This is a genomic window from Dyella marensis, assembly GCF_049532885.1.
GTDB lineage: Bacteria > Pseudomonadota > Gammaproteobacteria > Xanthomonadales > Rhodanobacteraceae > Dyella_D > Dyella_D marensis.
On the sequence record NZ_CP064029.1, the window covers coordinates 2925435 to 2945184 of the forward strand.

The following is a 19750-nucleotide window of genomic DNA, read 5'->3' on the forward strand; positions in this document are numbered from 1 at the left end:
CTTGGGCGCGCGCCTGCCTGCTGCGGTTCGCGTCGCCAGCTTCGTGCTGGCGGCGGCCTTGTTGCTGCTGGGGCTGCGCGCGCTGGCGGGCTGGATGGTGGAAAGCCATCTGCGCCATGAGGCGGAGCGCGAACTGCATGTGCTGCAGGCGGGCGAGCCGCTGTGGCGATGGCGCCTGCGGCAGCCGCGCGATCTGGTGGCCGGGCGGGCGTTCGGGAATGCTTCGGTGGCTGCGGATGGGACCGGTCTGAAAGTGACCAGCCGTGACGGGCAGCCTTTCGAACTGGGCCTGCCGGTTCTGCAGCCGATGGATCTGGCGCACTGGCCGTTGCTGCATCTGGACCTCCGCGGCAGCAAGGCCGGATCGCTTTATCTCATCGTCCAGCCGCACGCGCAGGAGCCTTCGTGCATGGCCGACGCTGGCGGGATTCCTGTCGGCGACACGGCCACCCAGGTCTTCGATCTGCGCAAGCTCGACTGGCGGCATGGGGACGCATCGCCCTGCGCGATGCCGGCCACCGTGGCTTATCTGTTCCGCCTGCGCGCGCAACTGCCGGCCGGCGGGACGCTCGAACTGCGCGACGCGGCGCTGGTGGCGGAGCGGCCGGTAGCGTTGCCCGGCTTCGCTCCCACGGTCGACCTTTCGGCGGGACGGGAGATCGATCTGCGCGAACAGCTGACCGTGGCCCCCATCATGCCGGCCGTGCCGCTGGTCTGGCTGCCGCGCGAAGGCTCGGTCGAAAACTGGCTCGGGCTGCGCGACCGGCTGCGCGATCGGTGGCCGGCCGCCCTCATCGTTTCCGCCGGGTCCACCCCTGTCGCTACCGCGCATGAAGCCGCTCCCGCCTGGCTGGCCTGGTCGATCTGCGCGGCCTACCTGCTGGTGCTGCTGTATACGGCGCGGCGCGATACCCATCCCGCCTGGGACGTGCTGGCCGTGGCGGCCGGCCCGCTCTGGCTGATCGCCGGCCTGCAATGGGGGCTGCACGCATCGCCGCCGGCGGTGGCGGCTTTTATCGGTGCGCTGGCCTGGGCCGGGTGGAAGGAGACGCGGCGGCGCCCGGCGGATTGGCGCTGGATCGGCGGCAAGCCGAAGGACTGGCTGGCGCCGCTGGCGCTGCTTCCGGTGGCCGCGATCGTGGTGGCCGTGTTCGGCCATGGCTACGCCGCGCCGGAATGGCGCCACGCTTTCTTATATGTCGCCTGGGCCGGCCTGCAGCAGTGGCTGATGCTGGCGGTGGTGCTGCGCCGGCTGGAGCACTGGCCGGGGGGAACGGCGCTGCCGATCCTGGGCACCGCCACCCTGTTCGCCCTCCTGCACACCCCGAACGGAGCGCTGATGCAGCTGTGCTTCCTGGCCGAGCTTGGGTGGGCGTGGTGCTTCCTGCGCTCCCGCCGCCTGCTGCCGGTCGCCCTGGCTCACGCCGGCTGCGCGCTGCTGGTGGAAAGCGGGCTGACCGGCGGGCTGCTGCGCTCGCTGGAAGTCAGTGCGCGTTTTTTCCTCTAGGGCGGTAGCCCTCGGGATTTTTGCCTTTCACTGCAAGCACATCGAGGAAGTTCTTCAAGTCTTCCGGCAAGGGCGCCGAGAAGCCGTAGGCGCGCCCATCGAGCTCGAAGCTCATATGCGCGGCATGCAGGAACAGCCGCTGCAGGCCCATCTCGCGGTACAGCTTGTTCGCTTCCTTGTCGCCGTACTTGGCGTCGCCGGCCAGCGGGTGGCCGACGTGGGCGGCGTGCACGCGGATCTGGTGGGTACGGCCGGTGCCCAGGGTGGCCTGCATCAGGCGGGCGCCGCGGTACTGCTCCATCTCGCGGAAAAAGGTAAGCGAGGGCTTGCCGTTATCGGACACTCTTACCATCCGTTCGCCGCCCTGGAGCACCGATTTCTGCAGCGGCGCGTTGACGTCGAACTTGGCTTTGTTCGGATGCCCGACCATCAGGCAGAGGTATTGCTTGGTCACCGTATTGGCGCGGATCAGCGCCTGCAGCCCGGTCAGGCCGGCGCGGGTGCGGGCGAACACGAGTACGCCGCTGGTGTCGCGGTCCAGGCGATGGACCAGCTCCAGGTGCTCGTTCGGCCGGGCCGCGCGCAGCAGCTCGATCGCCCCGTGGCTGACCCCGCTGCCGCCATGGCTGGCGATGCCGGCGGGCTTGTCGATCACCAGGAAATGCTTGTCCTCGAAGATGACAGCCTCCGCGACGGCTTCCATCAGCGCGGCCGAAGGCGGCTGCTCGCCGGTCTTCTCCGGGGCCATGCGCACCGGCGGAATACGCAGCATATCGCCGGCGGCGAGACGGGTTTCCGGCTTGGCGCGCTTGCCGTTCACGCGCACCTGTCCGGTGCGCAGCAGACGGTAGATCATGCTTTTCGGCACGCCCTTGAGGATGGTCATCAAGGCGTTGTCGATCCGCTGGCCGTCCCTTTCCGGGCCGATCTCGACTTGACGCACTCCGTGAGGTGCGTCGTGGGAAGTTGCCGTCTGCATTGAAAAAAACCTGACTAAATAGGATACTCGGCCGGCGCTACGTCCTAGCCCGCCGAAACCGGTCCGGGCCGGGACGCCCGCCCGTGACGCCGGCGAGGATAGCGCCGGCTGCTCACCCGGCAGCCGGTCGCTGCTCCCTTTCATCGTAACGGTTCGGGTTGCCGTTTGTCCGATTGTTAAGAGAGATTTCTTAACGAATCGGCGCGGCTGGCGTGATGCCACGAATACCCCGGAGCCGGTAACGGCGCCGTCTTTATGCCGCTTCCCCGCTGCGGCGCGATCCCCGGCAGGCCGCCCAGAAGGCGCCACCGCGGCACGCGACGCGCGGCAAGCCAAGGAAAACTACAATGAAACGTATGTTGATCAACGCGACTCAGCGTGAAGAGTTGCGCGTGGCCATCGTCGATGGCCAGACCCTGTACGACCTCGACATCGAAATCCCCTCCCGCGAACAGAAAAAGGCCAACATCTACAAGGGCCGCATCACTCGCGTCGAACCCTCCCTGGAAGCCTGCTTCGTCGAATACGGTGCCGAGCGCCATGGGTTTCTGCCGCTGAAAGAAATCGCCCGGGAATATTTCACCCCCGGCCTGGATCCGAACAAGGCGAATATTCGCGACCTGATCAAGGAAGGCCACGAAGTGGTCGTCCAGGTCGAGAAGGAGGAGCGCGGCAACAAGGGTGCCGCCCTCACCACCTATATCAGCCTGGCCGGCCGCTACATGGTGCTGATGCCGAACAACCCGAAGGCCGGCGGCGTCTCGCGCCGGATCGAGGGCGAGGACCGGCAGGCCCTGAAGGAAGCCCTCGAGCATCTGACGGTGCCGGACGACGTCGGCCTGATCGTGCGCACCGCCGGCATGGGCCGCGACGCCGAAGAACTCCAGTGGGACCTGGACTACCTGCTGCAGCTGTGGAAGGCCATCTCGGCCGCCGCCAGCGCGCAGAAGGCGCCGTTCCTGATCTACCAGGAATCGAAGTTGTTCATCCGCGCCCTGCGCGACTACCTGCGCAATGACATCGGCGAGATCCTCATCGACGAGGAATCGCTGTTCAACGACGCGCGCGAGTTCATGCAGCAGGTCATGCCCAATGCCCTGCGCAAGCTCAAGCTGTACCGGGACGACACCCCGCTGTTCTCGCGCTACCAGATCGAGACCCAGATCGAGAGCGCGTTCGACCGCCAGGTCCGCCTGCCCTCCGGCGGCTCGATCGTGATCGACCAGACCGAAGCGCTGACGGCCATCGACATCAACTCCTCGAAGGCCACCAAGGGCAGCGACATCGAGGAAACCGCGTTCAACACCAACTGCGAGGCGGCGGTGGAAATCGCCCGCCAGTTGCGCATCCGCGATGCCGGCGGCCTGATCGTGATCGATTTCATCGACATGGACAGCCCCAAGCACCAGCGCGAAGTGGAAGAGCGCCTGAAGGACGCCCTGAAGCTGGACCGCGCCCGCGTGCAGGTCGGCCGCATCTCGCGCTTCGGCCTGCTGGAAATGTCGCGCCAGCGCCTGCGCCCGAGCCTGGGTGAAGCCACCCAGATCGTGTGCCCGCGCTGCGAGGGCCATGGCCACATCCGCAGCGTGGAATCGCTGGCGCTGTCGACCCTGCGCCTGATCGAAGAGCACGCCATGAAGGACAACACCGGCCAGGTGCTGGTGCAGGCCCCGCCGGCGGTGGCCAACTTCATGCTCAACGAGAAGCGTGCCGGCGTGGTCGAGATCGAGCTGCGCAACAAGGTCCACGTGGTGATCGTGGCCGACGACCAGCTCGAGACCCCGCACATCCAGATCCAGCGCATCCGCGAAGCGGAGATGGGCGAGCACAGCAAGCCCAGCTACGAACGCCGGACCGTGGTGGAAGCCGCGCCGATCCCGAAGATGGGCCAGGCCCTGGGCAGCGGCGAGCAGCCGGCCGTCAGCGGCATCGTGCCCGCCTCGCCCGCCCCCGTGCGCGAGGAAACCGCGCCGGCTCCGGTCGCCGCGCCGCCGGCCCGCCAGGCTCCGCGTCCGGCCGCCGCGCCGACGCCGAGCGGCGGCATGATCTCCCGCTTCCTGGGCTGGTTCCGTGCCGCTCCGGCCCCGGCGCCCGCGCCGGAAGCCAGGCGCGAAAGCACCCCGTCCAACACCGGCGGCCGCAACCAGCGCCGTGACGAGCGCGGCCGCGGACAGCAGCCGCAGAACCGCCAGCAGCAGCAACCGCAGCAGCGCCGCGACCAGCAGCCCAAGCAGGGCCAGGCCCAGCAGCAGCAACAGCAGGGCAAGGGCAATCGCCAGCGCGGCAACGAGCAGCAGCCGCGCCAGCAGCAGGGCCAGGCCAAGCCGGAACAGCAGCAGCGCCAGCAGCAGCCGAAGGCCGCCGAGGCCCAAGCCGGCGAGCGCAAGCAGAACCCGCAGCAGCCGCGCCAGGAACAGGCCAAGCCCGCCCAGCCGCAGGCCGCGCAGGCGCAGGAACCGCGCCAGCCGCGTCCGGCCGCGCAGCCGCAGCAGGCTGCCCCGGCCGCCGCAGCTCAGCCGATCGCTCCGCAGCAGCCGGCCCCGCAGCCGCAGCGCCCGGCCCCGGCGCCCGCCGATGAAGCCGCGCAGGACGCCGCGCTCGCCGCCAAGCCGGTGACCGATGCCGTCGCACCCGACGCGCTGGATCCGGCCGCCGCCGAAGCCGAAGGCGGCCAGCCGCGCCGCCGCCGTGGCCGCCGCGGCGGCCGCCGCCGCCGCCGTCACGAAGACGCCGCCCAGGCCGGCTCGCCCGACGCGCAGCAGGACAACGAGTTCGATCTGGACGACGAAGACCGCGAGGAAGATGGCGCCGGGCAGCCGGCCAAGGCCGAAGCGCGTCCCGCCGCAGCGGCTGTCGCCGCGACCGCGGCCGCCGCCGTGATCGCCGTCGAAGGCATCGAGTCGGCCCATGCTCCGGCGGTTCGTGCCGAACTCGAGGTCCCGGTGGTCGAAACGCCCGCCCCGGCACCAGCTTCGTTCAACCTGCCCGCCCTGCCGCCGGTGCCCGCGAAGGCGGACGAGCCGGAAGCCGTGGCCGCACTGCCGGCCGAGCCGGTGGTGGCGCACGCGCCGGTGGAAGACGCGCCGGTCGCCGCCGACGTATCGGCGCCGCCGGCCACCGTGGCGGAAAGCGAGAGCCGCGCCGCCGCGACGGTGACGACGCTGGAGTCCGCTCCGCTGTTCGCCGCCGCCGAGGCCGTGGCAGCCGAACCCGTCGCTGCCGCTCCGGTCGCCGAAGCGCCCGCGGTTGAAGCCGCGCCGGTGGTGGTCCATGTCGAGCCGGTGCTGCCGGTCGAACCGGCTGCCGTGGAACCGATGGTCATCGAACCCGCGGTTGTCGTCGTCGAGACGGTCAAGACCGAGCCGGAAGTCCAGGCGCCGGAAGCCGTCGAGACGAAGCACGAAGCGATCGCCGACGAACCCGCTCAGGCGGAGCTGCCGTCGGAAGTCACCGTGGTACCCGCACCGGTCACGCAGCTGCCCGCACAGGGCGATCTGCTGGGCCACGTGGCGCCGCCGGCGACCCACGCAAGCACGGACGAAGCCGCCGCGCAGGACGACGCTGCTTCGGAAGAGAAGAAGGACAGCCACGCTTCCAACGGCTGATCCGGCGCATCGCGCAACGAAAAAGCCGGGCTTATCGCCCGGCTTTTTTTATGCCGCGAATCGACCGCAAGCCACGGTTCGCTACGCCGCGCTCAACCGCCGCCGATCTGGTTGTTGTGCGTATCCAGCAGCCCGTGGATGGTCATCAGGTGCGCGAGGCTCACGATGTGATCCACCTGCAGCTTCTCCATCAGGCGCTGCTTGTAGGTGGACACCGTCTTGGGGCTCAGGTTGAGCTGCTCGCCGATGGTGGTGAGCGCCTTGCCGCGCACCAGCATCATGGCGACTTCCAGCTCGCGGCTGGACAGCGCGTCGAACGGCGAGGCCTCGCCGTCCAGCGTCGCCAGCGCCAGCTGCTGCGCCACCGCCGGCGCCAGGTAGCGGCGGCCGCCGGCGACCTGGCGCACCGCGCACAGCAGTTCGTCGGCGGTGCAGCCCTTGGTGAGGTAGCCGGTGGCGCCGGCTTCGAGCAGGCGCTTGGGAAAGCGCGCGTCGTCCACCACGGTGATGATGATGATCTGCGTCGGCATCTTGGCGCGGGCGACGCGCTCGGTGAGCTCGATGCCGCTCATGCCGGGCATGTGCACGTCGACCAGCGCGATTTCCGGCTCATGCGCGCGGATCAGCTTCAGTCCCTCTTCCGCCGTGCCCGCCTCGCCGCAGATATGCACGTCCGGCTGCTGCTGCAGGATCATCCGAAAGCCGGTGCGGACGAGCTCGTGATCGTCGATAAGAACCAGATTGATCACGTCCCCGCCCTCCGTGGGTCAAGTTCCTGAAAGTAGGCGGCATGCGCAGACGATGCAAGCACCCCCCTGTAAGTGGCGTCCACCAACATAAAAACTTTTTCTCGCCTCCCTTTCCCGGAGCGTTGCCGCCTGGACTTGCGCAAGTATCTTCGATCGCCCTGACCGGGTCTGTCAGTCATGACCTACGGTGTGTCGTCATAAGCTGGCGAGTGTTATCTCCCCGTGATGATTTTCGCGCTTTCCAGAGGCTCCGGACGTGCGTTGGCGCCAGGAAATCCCTAGCGCCTCAAGCAGGTGCCCGCTGACAGCGCAGCTCCCGAAGGCCGCATGGTTTTAGGAGTGATTCCGGCCTGGCTGACGGTTTTCGCTGGGCCGTGTCTGCGGTGTCGTCCTACATCAGTGGTCGGTGCGATGTCAGGAAAACCTCACCCGCAGATGGATGGACGAAGGCATCCGCCCCTCAGCGCGGCCGTCGCGCAAACGGAAGCACCCACCGCACGCGAAGCGAACACGCACGAAACGGACGCCGTGGCGTCAGCCAGGGAACAAGAGGAAGACATGGTGCCCGGAGCGGGGGTCGAACCCGCATAGCCTTTCGGCTGAGGGATTTTAAGTCCCTTGCGTATACCAGTTTCGCCATCCGGGCCGAGCGACATGATGCACGTGCGGTGCCCGCCGCCTGCGATATCGCGGCGCATCCTAGCATGCGTGCGTGGCCGGCACGCCGCGTCCTCTGCTGCGCGGATCCCGCTCATGCGGGCAACAAAAAGCCCGCGCATGGCGGGCTTTTTGAATCTTCGCAATGGAGGCCAGGGTCGGAATCGAACCGGCGTACACGGCTTTGCAGGCCGCTGCATGACCACTCTGCCACCTGGCCATTGCCGGCGCATCGTAACCGGAAAGATCACGCTGCGCCTTAAAAAAACAAAACCCCGGCGGTCCGAGGTTTTGCTGAAGACTGGAGCGGGAAACGAGACTCGAACTCGCGACCCCGACCTTGGCAAGGTCGTGCTCTACCAACTGAGCTATTCCCGCATCAGAGTCAGAAATCATAGCAGAAGATCGGGATTTGTGAAGAGGCGGCGACGGATTAATTTGCCCGCGCTTACCGCTTTCATCCCCTTCCGAGCCCGCCGGCGCGTGGACCCCGGAAACGAGAAAGCCCCGGATTTACCGGGGCTTTCATCGAAACTGGAGCGGGAAACGAGACTCGAACTCGCGACCCCGACCTTGGCAAGGTCGTGCTCTACCAACTGAGCTATTCCCGCATCGGAGTCGCGCATTGTAATGGCTAAAGCGCGGTCGTCAAGCCTCTGTCACACGGTGCCGTTTTCCTCGTTCGCCGGCTCGTTGCGCGGCGGTTCGCCGCGCAGCATCGGCCATGCGGCGCGCAGGTAGTACAGGCCGGACCAGATGGTCAGCACGCCCGCGATCACCAGCAGCGCCTCGCCGATGTGATACAGGCGCAGCGCCTCGGCGCTCTTCTCGTGCTGCACGATCAGCACCACCAGCGCGATCATCTGCATCACGGTCTTGAGCTTGCCGACGAAAGCCACCTTCACCGCCGCGCGCATGCCGATCTCGGCCATCCACTCGCGCAGCGCGGACACGCTGATCTCGCGCCCGACGATAATCGCCGCCGTCACCGCCATCAGCACGCCGGCCCAGCCGCCGCGATGCGATTCCACCAGCAGGAACAGCGTCACCGCCACCATCAGCTTGTCGGCCACCGGATCCAGGAAAGCGCCGAACGCGGATGTCAGATTGAGCCGGCGCGCCAGGTAGCCGTCCAGCCAGTCGGTGATCGCCGCGAGCAGGAACACCACCGCGGCGGTGATGTTGTGGCCCGGGAACTGCCAGTAGAACACCAGCACCATCACCGGCAGCAGCGCCACGCGGAACAGGGTGAGCCAGGTCGGCAGATTGATGCGCATAGGTTCCTTAGCTCTCATCCGCGCAGTGTCGCATGCGCGCGTCGTGCCCACAGTAACGAAGGTTCAGCCATGCAGGGCCGCATAGATGCGCTCCGCCAGGCCACGGTCGATGCCCTTGATCCGTGTGAGTTCCTCCACGCCCGCCGCTTCTACGCCGGCGAGTCCGCCGAAGGCCTTGAGCAGCGCGGCGCGGCGGCGTGCGCCGATGCCCGGCACGTCTTCCAGCACACTGCGCTCGCGCGCCTTCTCGCGCCGCTTGCGATGGCCGCTGATGGCGAAGCGGTGCGCCTCGTCGCGCACGGCCGCCACCAGGTGCAGCGCCGGCGACGCCGGGCCGGGATGCAGCTCGCGGCCGCTGTCGGCGAGGATCAAGGTCTCCTCGCCCGCGCGGCGGCCCGGCCCTTTCGCCACGCCGACCACGCGGATGCCGCTCACGCCCAGTTCCTTCAGCACGTCCAGCGCCTGCGCCACCTGCCCGCCGCCGCCGTCGATCAGCAGGATGTCGGGGCTGGCGCCCTCGCCTTCCGCCACCTTGCGGAAGCGGCGCGTCAGCGCCTGGTGCATGGCGGCGTAGTCGTCGCCCGGCGTGATGCCGGCGATATTGAAGCGGCGGTAGTGCGATTTCTCCGGCCCTTCCGGACCGAACACCACGCACGAAGCCACCGTCGCCTCGCCCATGGTGTGGCTGATGTCGAAGCATTCGATGCGACGCGGCGACGCGTCCAGCTCCAGCAGCCGCTGCAGGTCGTCGAAGCGCGCGCCCAGCGTCTGCCGGCTGGCCAGGCGCGCGGTGAGCGAGGCCTGCGCATTGCGCTCGGCCATCTGCAGGAAGCGCGCGCGTTCGCCGCGCACGCTGGCTTTCAGTTCCACCGTGCGGCCGGATTGCTGGGTCAGCACCTCGGCCAGGATTTCCTGGTCCGGAATCGGCTGGCACAGGATCAGCTCGCGCGGCACCGGGCGGTCCAGGTAGTACTGCGCGATGAACTGGGCCATCACGTCGCCCGGCTCGGCATCCAGCGGCAGGCGCGGGAAGAAATCGCGCGTGCCCAGGCTGATGCCGTTGCGGAAGAACAGCACGCTGACGCAGGCCATGCCGGCTTCGATGCGGCAGGCGATCACGTCCATGTCGGCGCTGGCGCCATGCACGTGATGCTGCGCCTGCAGGCCGCGCAGCGCGGCCACCTGGTCGCGCATCGAGGCGGCGCGCTCGAATTCCAGCGACTTGCTGGCCTGCTCCATCGAACCCACCAGCTCGTCGATCACCGCGCTGCTGCGCCCTTCCAGGAACATCTCCGCGTGGCGCACGTCGCTGCGGTAATCGTCAACGGTGATCAGCTGCACGCACGGCGCCGTGCAGCGCCCGATCTGGTGCTGCAGGCAGGGCCGCGAGCGGTTGCGGAAATAGCTGTCCTCGCACTGGCGCACCTTGAACAGCTTCTGCATCAGGTTGAGGCTTTCGCGCACCGCGAATGCGCTCGGATACGGGCCGAAATAGCGGCCCGGCAGGTTCTTGGCGCCGCGGTGGAAGGCCAGCCGCGGATACTCCTCTTTGCTGGACAGATAAATGTACGGATAGCTTTTGTCGTCGCGCAGCAGGATGTTGTAGCGCGGCTTCAGCGACTTGATCAGCTGCGATTCCAGCAGCAGCGCCTCGCCCTCGGTGCGCGTGATGGTGATCTCGGCGCGCTCGATCTGCGACACCATCGAGGCGATGCGCGGCTCCATCCGCGGCTTGAGGAAATAGCTGCCGACGCGCTTCTTGAGATTGCCCGCCTTGCCGACGTAGAGCAGCTCGCCCTCGGCATCGAAATAACGATAGACGCCGGGCGAGGTGGTCAGGGTGCGGACGAAGGCCTTGCCGTCGAAGGCCTGCGGCGGAGTGGGCTGCATAGGGTGAATTCTAACGGGATTCGCCCCTCTCTTATGGAGGCCGGCGTCGCCATTGCAATGGCGCGGATCAGCGCCGGCGCAGGCGCTCGATCAGTCCGGCCACGCCGCGTTCGGCCAGCGCCACGCAGGCGGTGAAGCCTTCGGGGCCGCCGTAGTACGGGTCGGGGAAATCCTGCGGCGGCGCGGCGCCGGTCCAGGGCAGGAACAGGCCGGTTTCGGCGCGTGAGCGAGGTGTGACGAAGCGCTGGATGCCACGCAGATTGTCGCTGTCCATGGCGAAGACCAGGTCGTATGCGTCCAGGTCCGCGGCGCGCAGCTGCCGCGCGCGGTGCGGCGAAAGATCGAAACCCGCCGCCGCGGCCGCATGCACCATGCGCAGGTCGGCGCCCTCGCCCACATGCCAATGGCCGGTGCCGCAGGAGGCCACCTCCACGGCAAGCCCCGCCTCGGCGCAGCGCTGGCGCGCCACGCCTTCCACCAGTGGCGAGCGGCAGATGTTGCCCAGGCACACGAACAGCACGCGCGGCGCGCTCATCCCTGCGCCGCCAGCCATTGCTCGGCGCGCAGCACGTCGGCTTCGGTATCGATCCCCGGCGGGAACGGCTCCGGGGTCAGGCGCACGGCGATGGCGTGGCCATGTTCCAGCACGCGCAGCTGCTCCAGCGATTCGGCCTGCTCCAGCGGCGTGCGCTGCAGCGTGGTGTAGCGCTGCAGGAAGCCGGCGCGGTACGCGTAGATGCCGATATGGCGCAGGAACGGCGTATCCGCCGGCAGCTGCTCGCGGCTGGCGGCGAAGGCATCGCGCGCCCAGGGCAGCGGCGCGCGGCTGAAGTACAGCGCGCGGCCGGACACGGTGCGCACCAGCTTCACCACGTTCGGATCGAACAGTTCGTGCGCATCGAGGATGGGCGTGGCCAGCGTGGCCATCGGCGCATCGTCCTCGGCCAACGCACGCGCCACCTCGCGGATGCCGGCTGCGGGAGCGAACGGTTCGTCGCCCTGCAGGTTCACCACGATGGCGTCGTCCGCCCAGCCGTAATGCGCGGCGCATTCGGCCAGGCGATCGCTGCCGGAAGCGTGGTCGGCGCGGGTCATGCAGATATCGATGCCCTGCTGCCCGGCCAGCGCATCGGCGACGCGCCGGTCGTCCACCGCCACCACCACCCGGGCCGCGCCGGCCTGCAGCGCACGCTGGGCCACGCGCACCACCATCGGCACGCCGCCCAAGGCGCGCAGCGGCTTGGCCGGCAGGCGGGTGGAGCCGTAGCGGGCGGGGATGGCGACGATGAAGGGCGGGACGTGTGCGGACATGGCGACCTCGTGTGGAGGCGCCAAGCCTAACCGCTGGGCAAGGTTGACACGAGCCTGACCCGCGTAGGTTGGGGTGAGCCGCAGGCGAACCCCAACGTTGCCGCGCTGTTGGGGTTCGCCTTCGGCTCACCCCAACCTACGTCAGCCGTCGGTGCGCAGCTCGAAGCCGCAGCCGTTCGCCAGCTCCATGAAGCCCGGGAACGACGTAGCCACATTCGCGCAATCCGCGATGCGGATCGGGCCCTGCGCCACCAGGCCGGCAACGGCAAAGCTCATCGCGATGCGGTGGTCGCCGTGGCTGTCCACTTCGCCGCCGCGCAGCGCGCCGCCGTCGATGATGGCGCCGTCCGGCGTCTCCTCGATATTCGCGCCGATGGCCTTCATGCCGGCGGCCATGGTGGCGATGCGGTCCGATTCCTTCACGCGCAGCTCGGCCGCGCCGCGCACCACGGTGCGCCCCTTGGCCGCCGTCGCGGCAATGAACAGCGCGGGGAATTCGTCGATCATGTCCGGCACCAGCGCCTCCGGCAGTTCCACGCCATGCAACTGCGCGTGGCGCACGATCAGATCGCCCACCGGCTCGCCGCCGCTCTCGCGTTCGTGCTCGACCGTGATGTCCGCGCCCATCAGGCGCAGCGCCTGCAGCAGGCCGGTGCGGCGCGGGTTGAGGCCCACCGCCGGCAGGCGCAGTTCGGCGCCGGGCACGATGCTGCCGGCGACCAGGAAGAACGCGGCGGAGGAGAAATCCGCCGGCACGTCCACGTCGGTGGCGCGCAGGCGATGGCCGCCGCTGAGGCGCGCGTGGCCGGGTTCGAATTCAATCGGCCAGCCGAAGGCGGCGAGCATGCGCTCGGTGTAGTCGCGCGTGGGATGCGGCTCGATCACTTCCGTCTCGCCCTGCGCATACAGGCCGGCCAGCAGCAGCGCGGACTTCACCTGCGCGCTCGCCACCGGCAGCGTGTAGCGGATGCCCTTGAGCGGCTGGCCGCCGTGCACGCGCAGCGGCGGCAGGCCGTCCTGCGTATCGATGCGTGCGCCCATCGCGGCGAGCGGCTCGGTGACGCGGCGCATCGGGCGCCTGGACAGCGACTCGTCGCCGATCAAGGTGCTGTCGAAGGCCTGCCCCGCCAGCAGGCCGGCCAGCAGGCGCATGCCGGTGCCGGCGTTGCCGCAGTCCAGCGCTTCGGCGGTGCCGCGCAGGCCGTGCAGGCCGACGCCGTCGACCACGCGCTCGCCGGCGCTGGGCGTTTCGATGCGCACGCCGAGCTTCTGCAGCACCGCCGCGGTGGCGCGGGTGTCCTCGCCTTCGAGGAAGCCGCGGATATGCGAGCGGCCTTCGGCCAATGCGGACAACATCATCGAACGATGCGAAACGGACTTGTCGCCCGGCACGCGCACGCTGCCGTGCAGCGCGCGGGCGGGCTGGCTCAACCAGTCGAGTCGGGTCACGAAGCTTCTCCGGGCGGCGGCCGGCGGCCGCCGCGGTCTGGGATCAGGGCAAGGCCACCGGGTAGGAACCGAGCACGCGCACCTGCGCGGCGGCGCCGTCCATCTCCTGCATCGCGGCCTGGATCGGCGCGTCCTGCACATGGCCGGACACGTCGATGAAGAACGCGTACTGCCACTTGCCGGTGTGCGCCGGGCGCGACTCGATGCGGTTGAGGCTGACGTCGTGCTTGGCGAACGGGCTGAGCACGTCGTACAGCGCGCCGGGCTTGTCGTTCACGGTGATCAGCAGCGAGGTGCGGTCGTTGCCCGAGGGCGGGAACAGCGAGCGGCCGATGACCAGGAAGCGCGTGGTGTTGTCGGCGCGGTCCTCGATGCCGGTGGCCAGCGTCTTCAGGCCGTACACGCGGCCGGCCGTTTCGCCGGCGATCGCGCCCGCGTCGTCCGCATGCCGCGCCATGCGCGCGGCTTCGGCATTGCTGCTGACCGCGATGCATTCCACGCCCGGCAGGTTGATGCGCAGCCAGGTCTTGCACTGCTGCAGCGACTGCGCGTGCGCATAGACGCGCTTGATGTCTTCCATTCTGCCGCTCTGCGAATGCAGGCACTGGTGCACGCGCAGCTCGATCTCGCCGCAGATGGTGGCTGCGGAAGTAAGGAACATGTCCAGGGTGATCTGGATCATGCCCTGGCCGGAGTTCTCCACCGGCACCACGCCGAAATCGGCATGGCCGGCGGCGACCTCCTGGAATACTTCCTCGATGCTGCCCAGCGGCAGGCCATAGGCGGCATGGCCGAAGTGCTTGCGCACGGCCTGCTCGCTGAAGGTGCCTTCGGGGCCGAGGAAGCCGACCTTGAGCGGGTCTTCCTGCGCCAGGCAGGAGGACATGATCTCGCGGAACAGGCGCACCATTTCCGTGTCGGACAGCGGCCCGCGGTTGCGGTCCACCACCATGCGCAGCACGTGGGCCTCGCGCTCGGGGCGATAATAGTCGATCGCCGACAGCCCTTCGCCCTTGACGCGCGCCACTTCCTGGGCCCAGGTCGCGCGCTCGGCGATGAGCTCCTGGATCTGGCGGTCGATGCTGTCGATGCGTTCGCGCACCTGTTCGAGCGAGACTTTTGATTCGGTCATGAGCTGAGGTTCGGGGGTAAAGATGTCCAAACGGGGAAACGCATAGTGCCTGATCGGCGGCGGTAAAAGCGATCAGGCACGCCGGTCAACCATGCCGCGCGGCGAAGTCGCGCATGAACTGCACCAGCACCTGCACCGCCTCCAGCGGCACCGCGTTGTACAGCGAGGCGCGCATGCCGCCCAGCGCCTTGTGGCCCTTCAGCGCGAGCAGGCCGGCGGCTTCGGATTCCTTGAGGAAATCCGCGTCCAGCGCGCTGTCGTGCAGGGTGAAAGGCACGTTCATGCGCGAACGCGCGGCCGGTTCCACCGGGTTGCGGTAGTAGCCGCCGGAACCGTCGATGGCCTGGTACAGCAGCGCGGCCTTGTCGTGGTTGCGGCGCGCAATCGCATCCAGGCCACCCTGCTCCTTCAGCCACTGGAAGGTGAGCCCGGCCAGGTACCAGCCCCAGGTATTGGGCGTGTTGAGCATGGAATCGTTGGCGGCGTGATCGGCGTAGCGGAAGATCTTCGCCATCGGCCGCGAGGCGCGCTGCAGCAGGTCGCGGCGCACGATCATCACCACCAGGCCGGAGGGGCCGATGTTCTTCTGCGCACCGGCGTAGATCAGGCCGAAACGGCTGACATCGAGCGGCTCGGACAAAATGTTGGACGACATGTCGGCGACCAGCGGGACCTCGCCCACGTCCGGCACGTCGTGGTACTCGACGCCGTGGATGGTCTCGTTCGGCGTGTAGTGCACGTACGCCGCGCGCGGATCGAGCTGCCAGCTGCCGCGCGGCGGCAGGCGCAGGTAATGCTCGTCCTTGCTGCTGGCGGCGACGTTCACCCGCACGTACGGCGCCGCTTCGCTGGCCGCCTTCTCGCCCCAGTGGCCGTTGACGATGTAGTCGGCGCTGTCGCCCTCGCCCGCCAGGTTCAGCGGAATCTGCGCGAAATGCTGGGTGGCGCCGCCCTGCAGGAACAGCACGGCGTAGTCGGCCGGGATGCGCAGCAGTTCGCGCAGGTCCGCTTCGGCCTGTTCGGCCAGGCCGATAAAGCGCTTGCCGCGGTGGGACAGTTCCATCACCGAGGCGCCGCTGCCGTTCCAGTCGAGCAGTTCGCGCTGCGCGCGTTCCAGTACCGCGGTGGGAATCGCGGCCGGCCCCGCGCTGAAATTCCAGACCCTGCTCACGAGCGACGCCTTTATGAAGGGAATAAGCGCCGCATTATGCCGCGCCGCAACAACCCAGCGTCAACCGTAGAAAACCGTTGCTTTAGAAACGGACGAGCAAGATCAGGGCGATGCCCAGCGCCAGCACGGCGGCGGTGACGATCAGCCACCACACCTCGCCGCGCGGGCCGGCATCTTCCTCGGGCAGGTGCTCCGGTTCCGGCGGCGGCGGCGGCAGTTCCGGCTCGCGTTCCAGGCCCGGGGCATCGACCACGAAGCGGTGCATGGCCAGGCCGATCTGGTCGCCCGGATGCAGCGCCACCCGCTGCACCGGCGCGCCATTGACGCGCAGCGGATAGCGTTCGGAACCCTGCAGCGATTCCAGCCACACCTGCCCGTCCTTCCAGGCCAGGCGGAACGAGGCCGTCTCGCCCTGCGGCAGTTCCAGCGGATAGCGGCCGAGCGGGCCGAATTCCAGCGCGCCGTCGACCGGGATCACCCGGCCCGACAGCGGGCCGCCCATCGCCCGCAGCGCCACCGCGCAGCGGGCCGCATCGGACACGCTTTCGAGCGGGGCGCGGGCCTCGGGCAGCTCGTCGGCGCACAGCAGCATGCGGCAATCGCCGACGCTCAGGATGTCGCCGGCGCGCAGCAGCGCCCGTTCGCGTACGGGCCGGGCATTGACGTAGATGCGGTTCCCCTGCGGCAGCACCTGCAGCACCCAGCCGCGGCGATCCAGCTGGATGCGCAGGTGGTGGCTGCCGGCCTGGCGCTCGGCCAGCACCAGATCGTTGTCGGGCGCGCTGCCGATCCTCAGCAGCGGCTGCTCCCAACGAAAATCTTCGCGGGCCGAATGAGGAAACTCGATGCGCATCTGTGAACCAGTCTAGAGACTGGCGGGACTCTAGCAGATACATGCGTCCGCTCCATGCGGCCTGCGCTGAATGCGTGGCTATCGCTGCCATGCGTGGCTATCGCCGCTAATATGCGTGGTTTCTCCGCAGGAACCGACCATGCCCAAGATCGACATCCGCCGCCCGCACCAGCTTTCCGTGCCCGAGGCCCGCGCCGTGGTCGAGCAGGTGGCGGCGCGCATGCGCGAGAAGTTCGGCATGGAGGGCAGCTGGCAGGGCGACACGCTCAGCTTCCAGCGGCCGGGGGTCAACGGCTCGATCGAGGTGGGAACCGACGCCATCCAGGTCCGGGCCGAGCTGGGCATGATGCTGGCCCCGCTCAAGGGGATGGTGGAACAGGAGATCCGCCGCAAGCTGGACGAGCACTTCGGCTGATGATTCTTTAACCATCCGCTATTCCATGGCATAATCGCCCGCTTACGCGGCCGCGACGGCCGCCCTCTTACCGACCGGAACGCATGGCCAAAGACGACGTCATCGAAATGGAAGGCACGGTCATGGAGACCCTGCCGAACACCATGTTCCGCGTGCAGCTGGAGAATGGGCACGTGATCACCGCCCACATTTCCGGTCGCATGCGCAAGCACTACATCCGTATCCTCACCGGCGACAAGGTGAAGGTGGAGATGACTCCGTACGACCTGACCAAGGGTCGTATCACCTATCGCATGAAGTGATGCCGGCCGCCTGCCCGGACGGGCGGGCATCCGGATCGGCCCCACCAGCGGGCCGGGTTCCGCAAACGAAAAGGCCGCGCTGAGCGCGGCCTTTTCTTTCTGCCTGCGAAACCGCGGCGGCTCAGGAAACCACCGCCGGCAGTTTTTCCGCTTCCTCGGTGTCCACCTTCAGCTCGCCGTCGGCGACGCTCAGGCGCACCTTGCCGCCCTCGGACAGCTTGCCGAACAGCAGCTCGTCGGCCAGCGGACGCTTCACCTTCTCCTGGATCACGCGGGCCATCGGGCGCGCGCCCATCTGCGGATCGAAGCCGTGCTCGGCCAGCCAGCGGCGGGCGTCGGCGTCCACGTCCAGCGACACGTGCTTTTCGCCCAGCTGGGTCTCCAGTTCGATCAGGAACTTGTCCACCACGCGCAGGATGTGCTCGAAATCCAGCGCGTTGAACTGGATCACCGCGTCCAGGCGGTTGCGGAACTCCGGCGTGAAGGTGCGGCGGATCACTTCCATCGAGTCGGTGGTGTGGCTCTGCTTGACGAAGCCGATGCCGCGGCGGGCCGCCTGCTGCGCGCCGGCATTGGTGGTCATCACCAGGATCACGTTCTTGAAGTTCGCCTCGCGGCCGTTGGTGTCGGTCAGCACGCCGCGGTCCATCACCTGCAGCAGGATGTTGTACACATCCGGATGCGCCTTCTCGATCTCGTCCAGCAGCAGCACCGCGTGCGGATGCTTGGTCACCGCCTCGGTCAGCAGGCCGCCCTGGTCGAAGCCGACATAGCCCGGAGGTGCGCCGACCAGGCGCGAGACGGAGTGCGCTTCCATGTACTCAGACATGTCGAAGCGGATCATCTCAATGCCCAGCTGCATCGCCAGCTGGCGGGTGACCTCGGTCTTGCCCACGCCGGTGGGGCCGGCGAGCAGGAAGGAGCCGATCGGCTTGGACGGATCGGCCAGGCCGGAACGCGCCATCTTGATCGACGAGGCCAGCGCCTCGATCGCCGCATCCTGGCCGAACACCACCATCTTGAGGTTGCGTTCCAGGTTGCGCAGCACGTCGCGGTCCGAGGCCGAGACCTGCTTGGCCGGGATGCGCGCCATCTTGGCCACGATGTATTCCACTTCCGGCACGTCGATCTTGCCGGTGCGCTGGTCGACCGGCAGCAGGCGCTGGCGGGCGCCGGCTTCGTCGATCACGTCGATCGCCTTGTCCGGCAGCAGGCGGTCGGGAATGTGCTTCACCGACAGGTCCACCGCCGCCTTCAGCGACTCGTTGGTATAGACCACGTTGTGATGCTCTTCGAAGCGCGAGCGCAGGCCTTTCAGGATCTCGATGCTGTCGGCCACGGTGGGCTCGACCACGTCGATCTTCTGGAAGCGGCGGGCCAGTGCGCGGTCCTTCTCGAAGATGCCGCGGAATTCCTGGAACGTGGTGGAACCGATGCAGCGCAGCTCGCCGGAGGCCAGCATCGGCTTGATCAGGTTGGAAGCGTCCATGGTGCCGCCCGAGGCGGAACCGGCGCCGATGATGGTGTGGATCTCGTCGATGAAGAGGATCGAGCCCGGCTGCTTCTTCAGCTGGGTGATCACCGCTTTCAGGCGCTTCTCGAAGTCGCCGCGGTACTTGGTGCCGGCTACCAGGGCGCCCAGGTCCAGCGACCAGATGGTGGCGTTTTCCAGCACCTCGGGCACGTCGCCGTCGACGATGCGCTTGGCCAGGCCTTCGGCCAGGGCGGTCTTGCCCACGCCGGCCTCGCCCACGTAGAGCGGGTTGTTCTTGCGGCGGCGGCACAGCACCTGGATGGTGCGCTCGATCTCGTCCTGGCGGCCGATCAGCGGGTCGATCTTGCCTTCCAGCGCCAGCTCGTTGAGGTTGGCGGCGTACTCGCTCAAGGGATTGCCCTTGGGATCGCCGCCCTCCTCGCCTTCGCGGTCGGTGCCGGGCATGCCGGTGGACGGCTCGTCGCCGATCTTGGCGATGCCGTGCGAGATGTAATTGACCACGTCCAGGCGGGTGATTTCCTGCTGATGCAGGAAGTACACCGCGTGGGAGTCCTTCTCGCCGAAGATCGCCACCAGCACGTTGGCGCCGGTGACCTCCTTACGGCCGGAGGACTGCACGTGGTACACGGCCCGCTGCAGCACGCGCTGGAAACCCAGGGTGGGCTGGGTGTCGCGCTCGTCGCCGTGCGGCAGTACCGGCACGGTCTCGGCGATGATCTTTTCCAGCTCGTGGGTGAGCCGTGGCAGGTCGACCCCGCAGGCGCGCAGGGCGCCGAGGGCCGACTGGTTTTCGGTGAGCGCGAGCAGCAGGTGCTCCACCGTCATGAATTCGTGGCGCTGCTCGCGGGCCTGCTTGTAGCACTGGCCGATGGTGACTTCGAGATCCTTGCTGAACATCCGGACCTTCTCCGCTTGGATGGCAGGGCGGCTAACGCCGCGATGACCACGAAATGGGGGC

At 68.2% G+C, this 19750-nt stretch carries 15 protein-coding genes and 4 tRNA genes; 4 read left to right on the forward strand and 15 right to left on the reverse strand.

The features are described 5' to 3' along the window. The first annotated feature begins 1 nt into the window (after position 1). Positions 2-1507 (forward strand): type II CAAX endopeptidase family protein, encoded by a 1506-nt coding sequence (locus tag ISN75_RS12560; protein WP_343819959.1) that lies wholly within the window; start codon positions 2-4, stop codon positions 1505-1507. Here the strand turns inward: ISN75_RS12560 and ISN75_RS12565 are convergent. Next, entirely contained in the window at positions 1485-2486 is a 1002-nt protein-coding gene (locus ISN75_RS12565) for an RluA family pseudouridine synthase (protein WP_167257001.1), read from the reverse strand. The genes ISN75_RS12560 and ISN75_RS12565 overlap by 23 nt on opposite strands. 347 nt (positions 2487-2833) lie before the next feature. Between ISN75_RS12565 and ISN75_RS12570 the strand changes: the two genes are divergently transcribed. Next, complete coding sequence (locus tag ISN75_RS12570; protein ID WP_423385067.1) at positions 2834-6091, forward strand: Rne/Rng family ribonuclease; 3258 nt, start codon at positions 2834-2836, stop codon at positions 6089-6091. A 92-nt stretch (positions 6092-6183) separates the two neighbouring features. Here the strand turns inward: ISN75_RS12570 and ISN75_RS12575 are convergent, their stop codons facing one another. From ISN75_RS12575 to ISN75_RS12635, 13 genes are all read right to left on the reverse strand, one after another. Next, positions 6184-6840, reverse strand: coding sequence for a response regulator (locus ISN75_RS12575; RefSeq protein WP_167256938.1), 657 nt, complete (start codon positions 6838-6840; stop codon positions 6184-6186). A gap of 559 nt (positions 6841-7399) precedes the next feature. After that, positions 7400-7486: transfer RNA gene (locus ISN75_RS12580), tRNA-Leu, on the reverse strand. 157 nt (positions 7487-7643) lie between these two features. Next, positions 7644-7717 (reverse strand) — tRNA-Cys (locus tag ISN75_RS12585). Between the two features lie 82 nt (positions 7718-7799). Then, positions 7800-7875 (reverse strand) — tRNA-Gly (locus ISN75_RS12590). Positions 7876-8032: 157 nt separating this feature from the next. Further along, positions 8033-8108 (reverse strand) — tRNA-Gly (locus ISN75_RS12595). 48 nt (positions 8109-8156) lie between these two features. After that, positions 8157-8774: a CDP-diacylglycerol--glycerol-3-phosphate 3-phosphatidyltransferase gene (gene pgsA / locus ISN75_RS12600; RefSeq protein ID WP_167256937.1), complete on the reverse strand. Its 618-nt coding sequence runs from the start codon at positions 8772-8774 to the stop codon at positions 8157-8159. Between the two features lie 63 nt (positions 8775-8837). Further along, positions 8838-10664 carry an excinuclease ABC subunit UvrC gene (uvrC, locus tag ISN75_RS12605; RefSeq protein ID WP_343819963.1) on the reverse strand — a complete coding sequence of 609 codons (1827 nt, stop codon included), beginning with the start codon at positions 10662-10664 and terminating at the stop codon, positions 8838-8840. A 67-nt stretch (positions 10665-10731) separates the two neighbouring features. Then, the gene (locus ISN75_RS12610; protein ID WP_167256935.1) at positions 10732-11199 is read right to left on the reverse strand and encodes a low molecular weight protein-tyrosine-phosphatase; all 468 of its coding nucleotides are present in this window, start codon (positions 11197-11199) and stop codon (positions 10732-10734) included. Continuing rightward, positions 11196-11975: a 3-deoxy-manno-octulosonate cytidylyltransferase gene (kdsB, locus tag ISN75_RS12615; RefSeq protein ID WP_167256934.1), complete on the reverse strand. Its 780-nt coding sequence runs from the start codon at positions 11973-11975 to the stop codon at positions 11196-11198. Before kdsB ends, ISN75_RS12610 begins: the two co-directional genes overlap by 4 nt. 141 nt (positions 11976-12116) lie before the next feature. Beyond that, positions 12117-13424, reverse strand: coding sequence for a 3-phosphoshikimate 1-carboxyvinyltransferase (gene aroA / locus ISN75_RS12620; protein WP_343819965.1), 1308 nt, complete (start codon positions 13422-13424; stop codon positions 12117-12119). A gap of 43 nt (positions 13425-13467) precedes the next feature. Then, positions 13468-14556, reverse strand: coding sequence for a prephenate dehydratase (pheA, locus tag ISN75_RS12625; RefSeq protein WP_167256932.1), 1089 nt, complete (start codon positions 14554-14556; stop codon positions 13468-13470). A gap of 85 nt (positions 14557-14641) precedes the next feature. After that, a complete protein-coding gene (gene serC, locus ISN75_RS12630) occupies positions 14642-15727 on the reverse strand; it encodes a 3-phosphoserine/phosphohydroxythreonine transaminase (protein WP_167256931.1) in 1086 nt (361 codons plus the stop codon). 82 nt (positions 15728-15809) lie between these two features. Further along, entirely contained in the window at positions 15810-16580 is a 771-nt protein-coding gene (locus ISN75_RS12635) for an FHA domain-containing protein (protein WP_168647254.1), read from the reverse strand. A gap of 139 nt (positions 16581-16719) precedes the next feature. On the opposite strand from ISN75_RS12635, the gene ISN75_RS12640 reads away from it, so the two are divergent. Continuing rightward, positions 16720-16995, forward strand: coding sequence for a polyhydroxyalkanoic acid system family protein (locus tag ISN75_RS12640; protein ID WP_167256929.1), 276 nt, complete (start codon positions 16720-16722; stop codon positions 16993-16995). 83 nt (positions 16996-17078) lie between these two features. After that, positions 17079-17297, forward strand: a complete 219-nt coding sequence (gene infA / locus ISN75_RS12645) for a translation initiation factor IF-1 (protein ID WP_026636496.1) — start codon at positions 17079-17081, stop codon at positions 17295-17297. Positions 17298-17418: 121 nt separating this feature from the next. On the opposite strand, the gene clpA is transcribed toward infA, so the two are convergent. Beyond that, complete coding sequence (gene clpA / locus ISN75_RS12650; protein ID WP_167256928.1) at positions 17419-19689, reverse strand: ATP-dependent Clp protease ATP-binding subunit ClpA; 2271 nt, start codon at positions 19687-19689, stop codon at positions 17419-17421. Positions 19690-19750 lie beyond the last annotated feature (61 nt).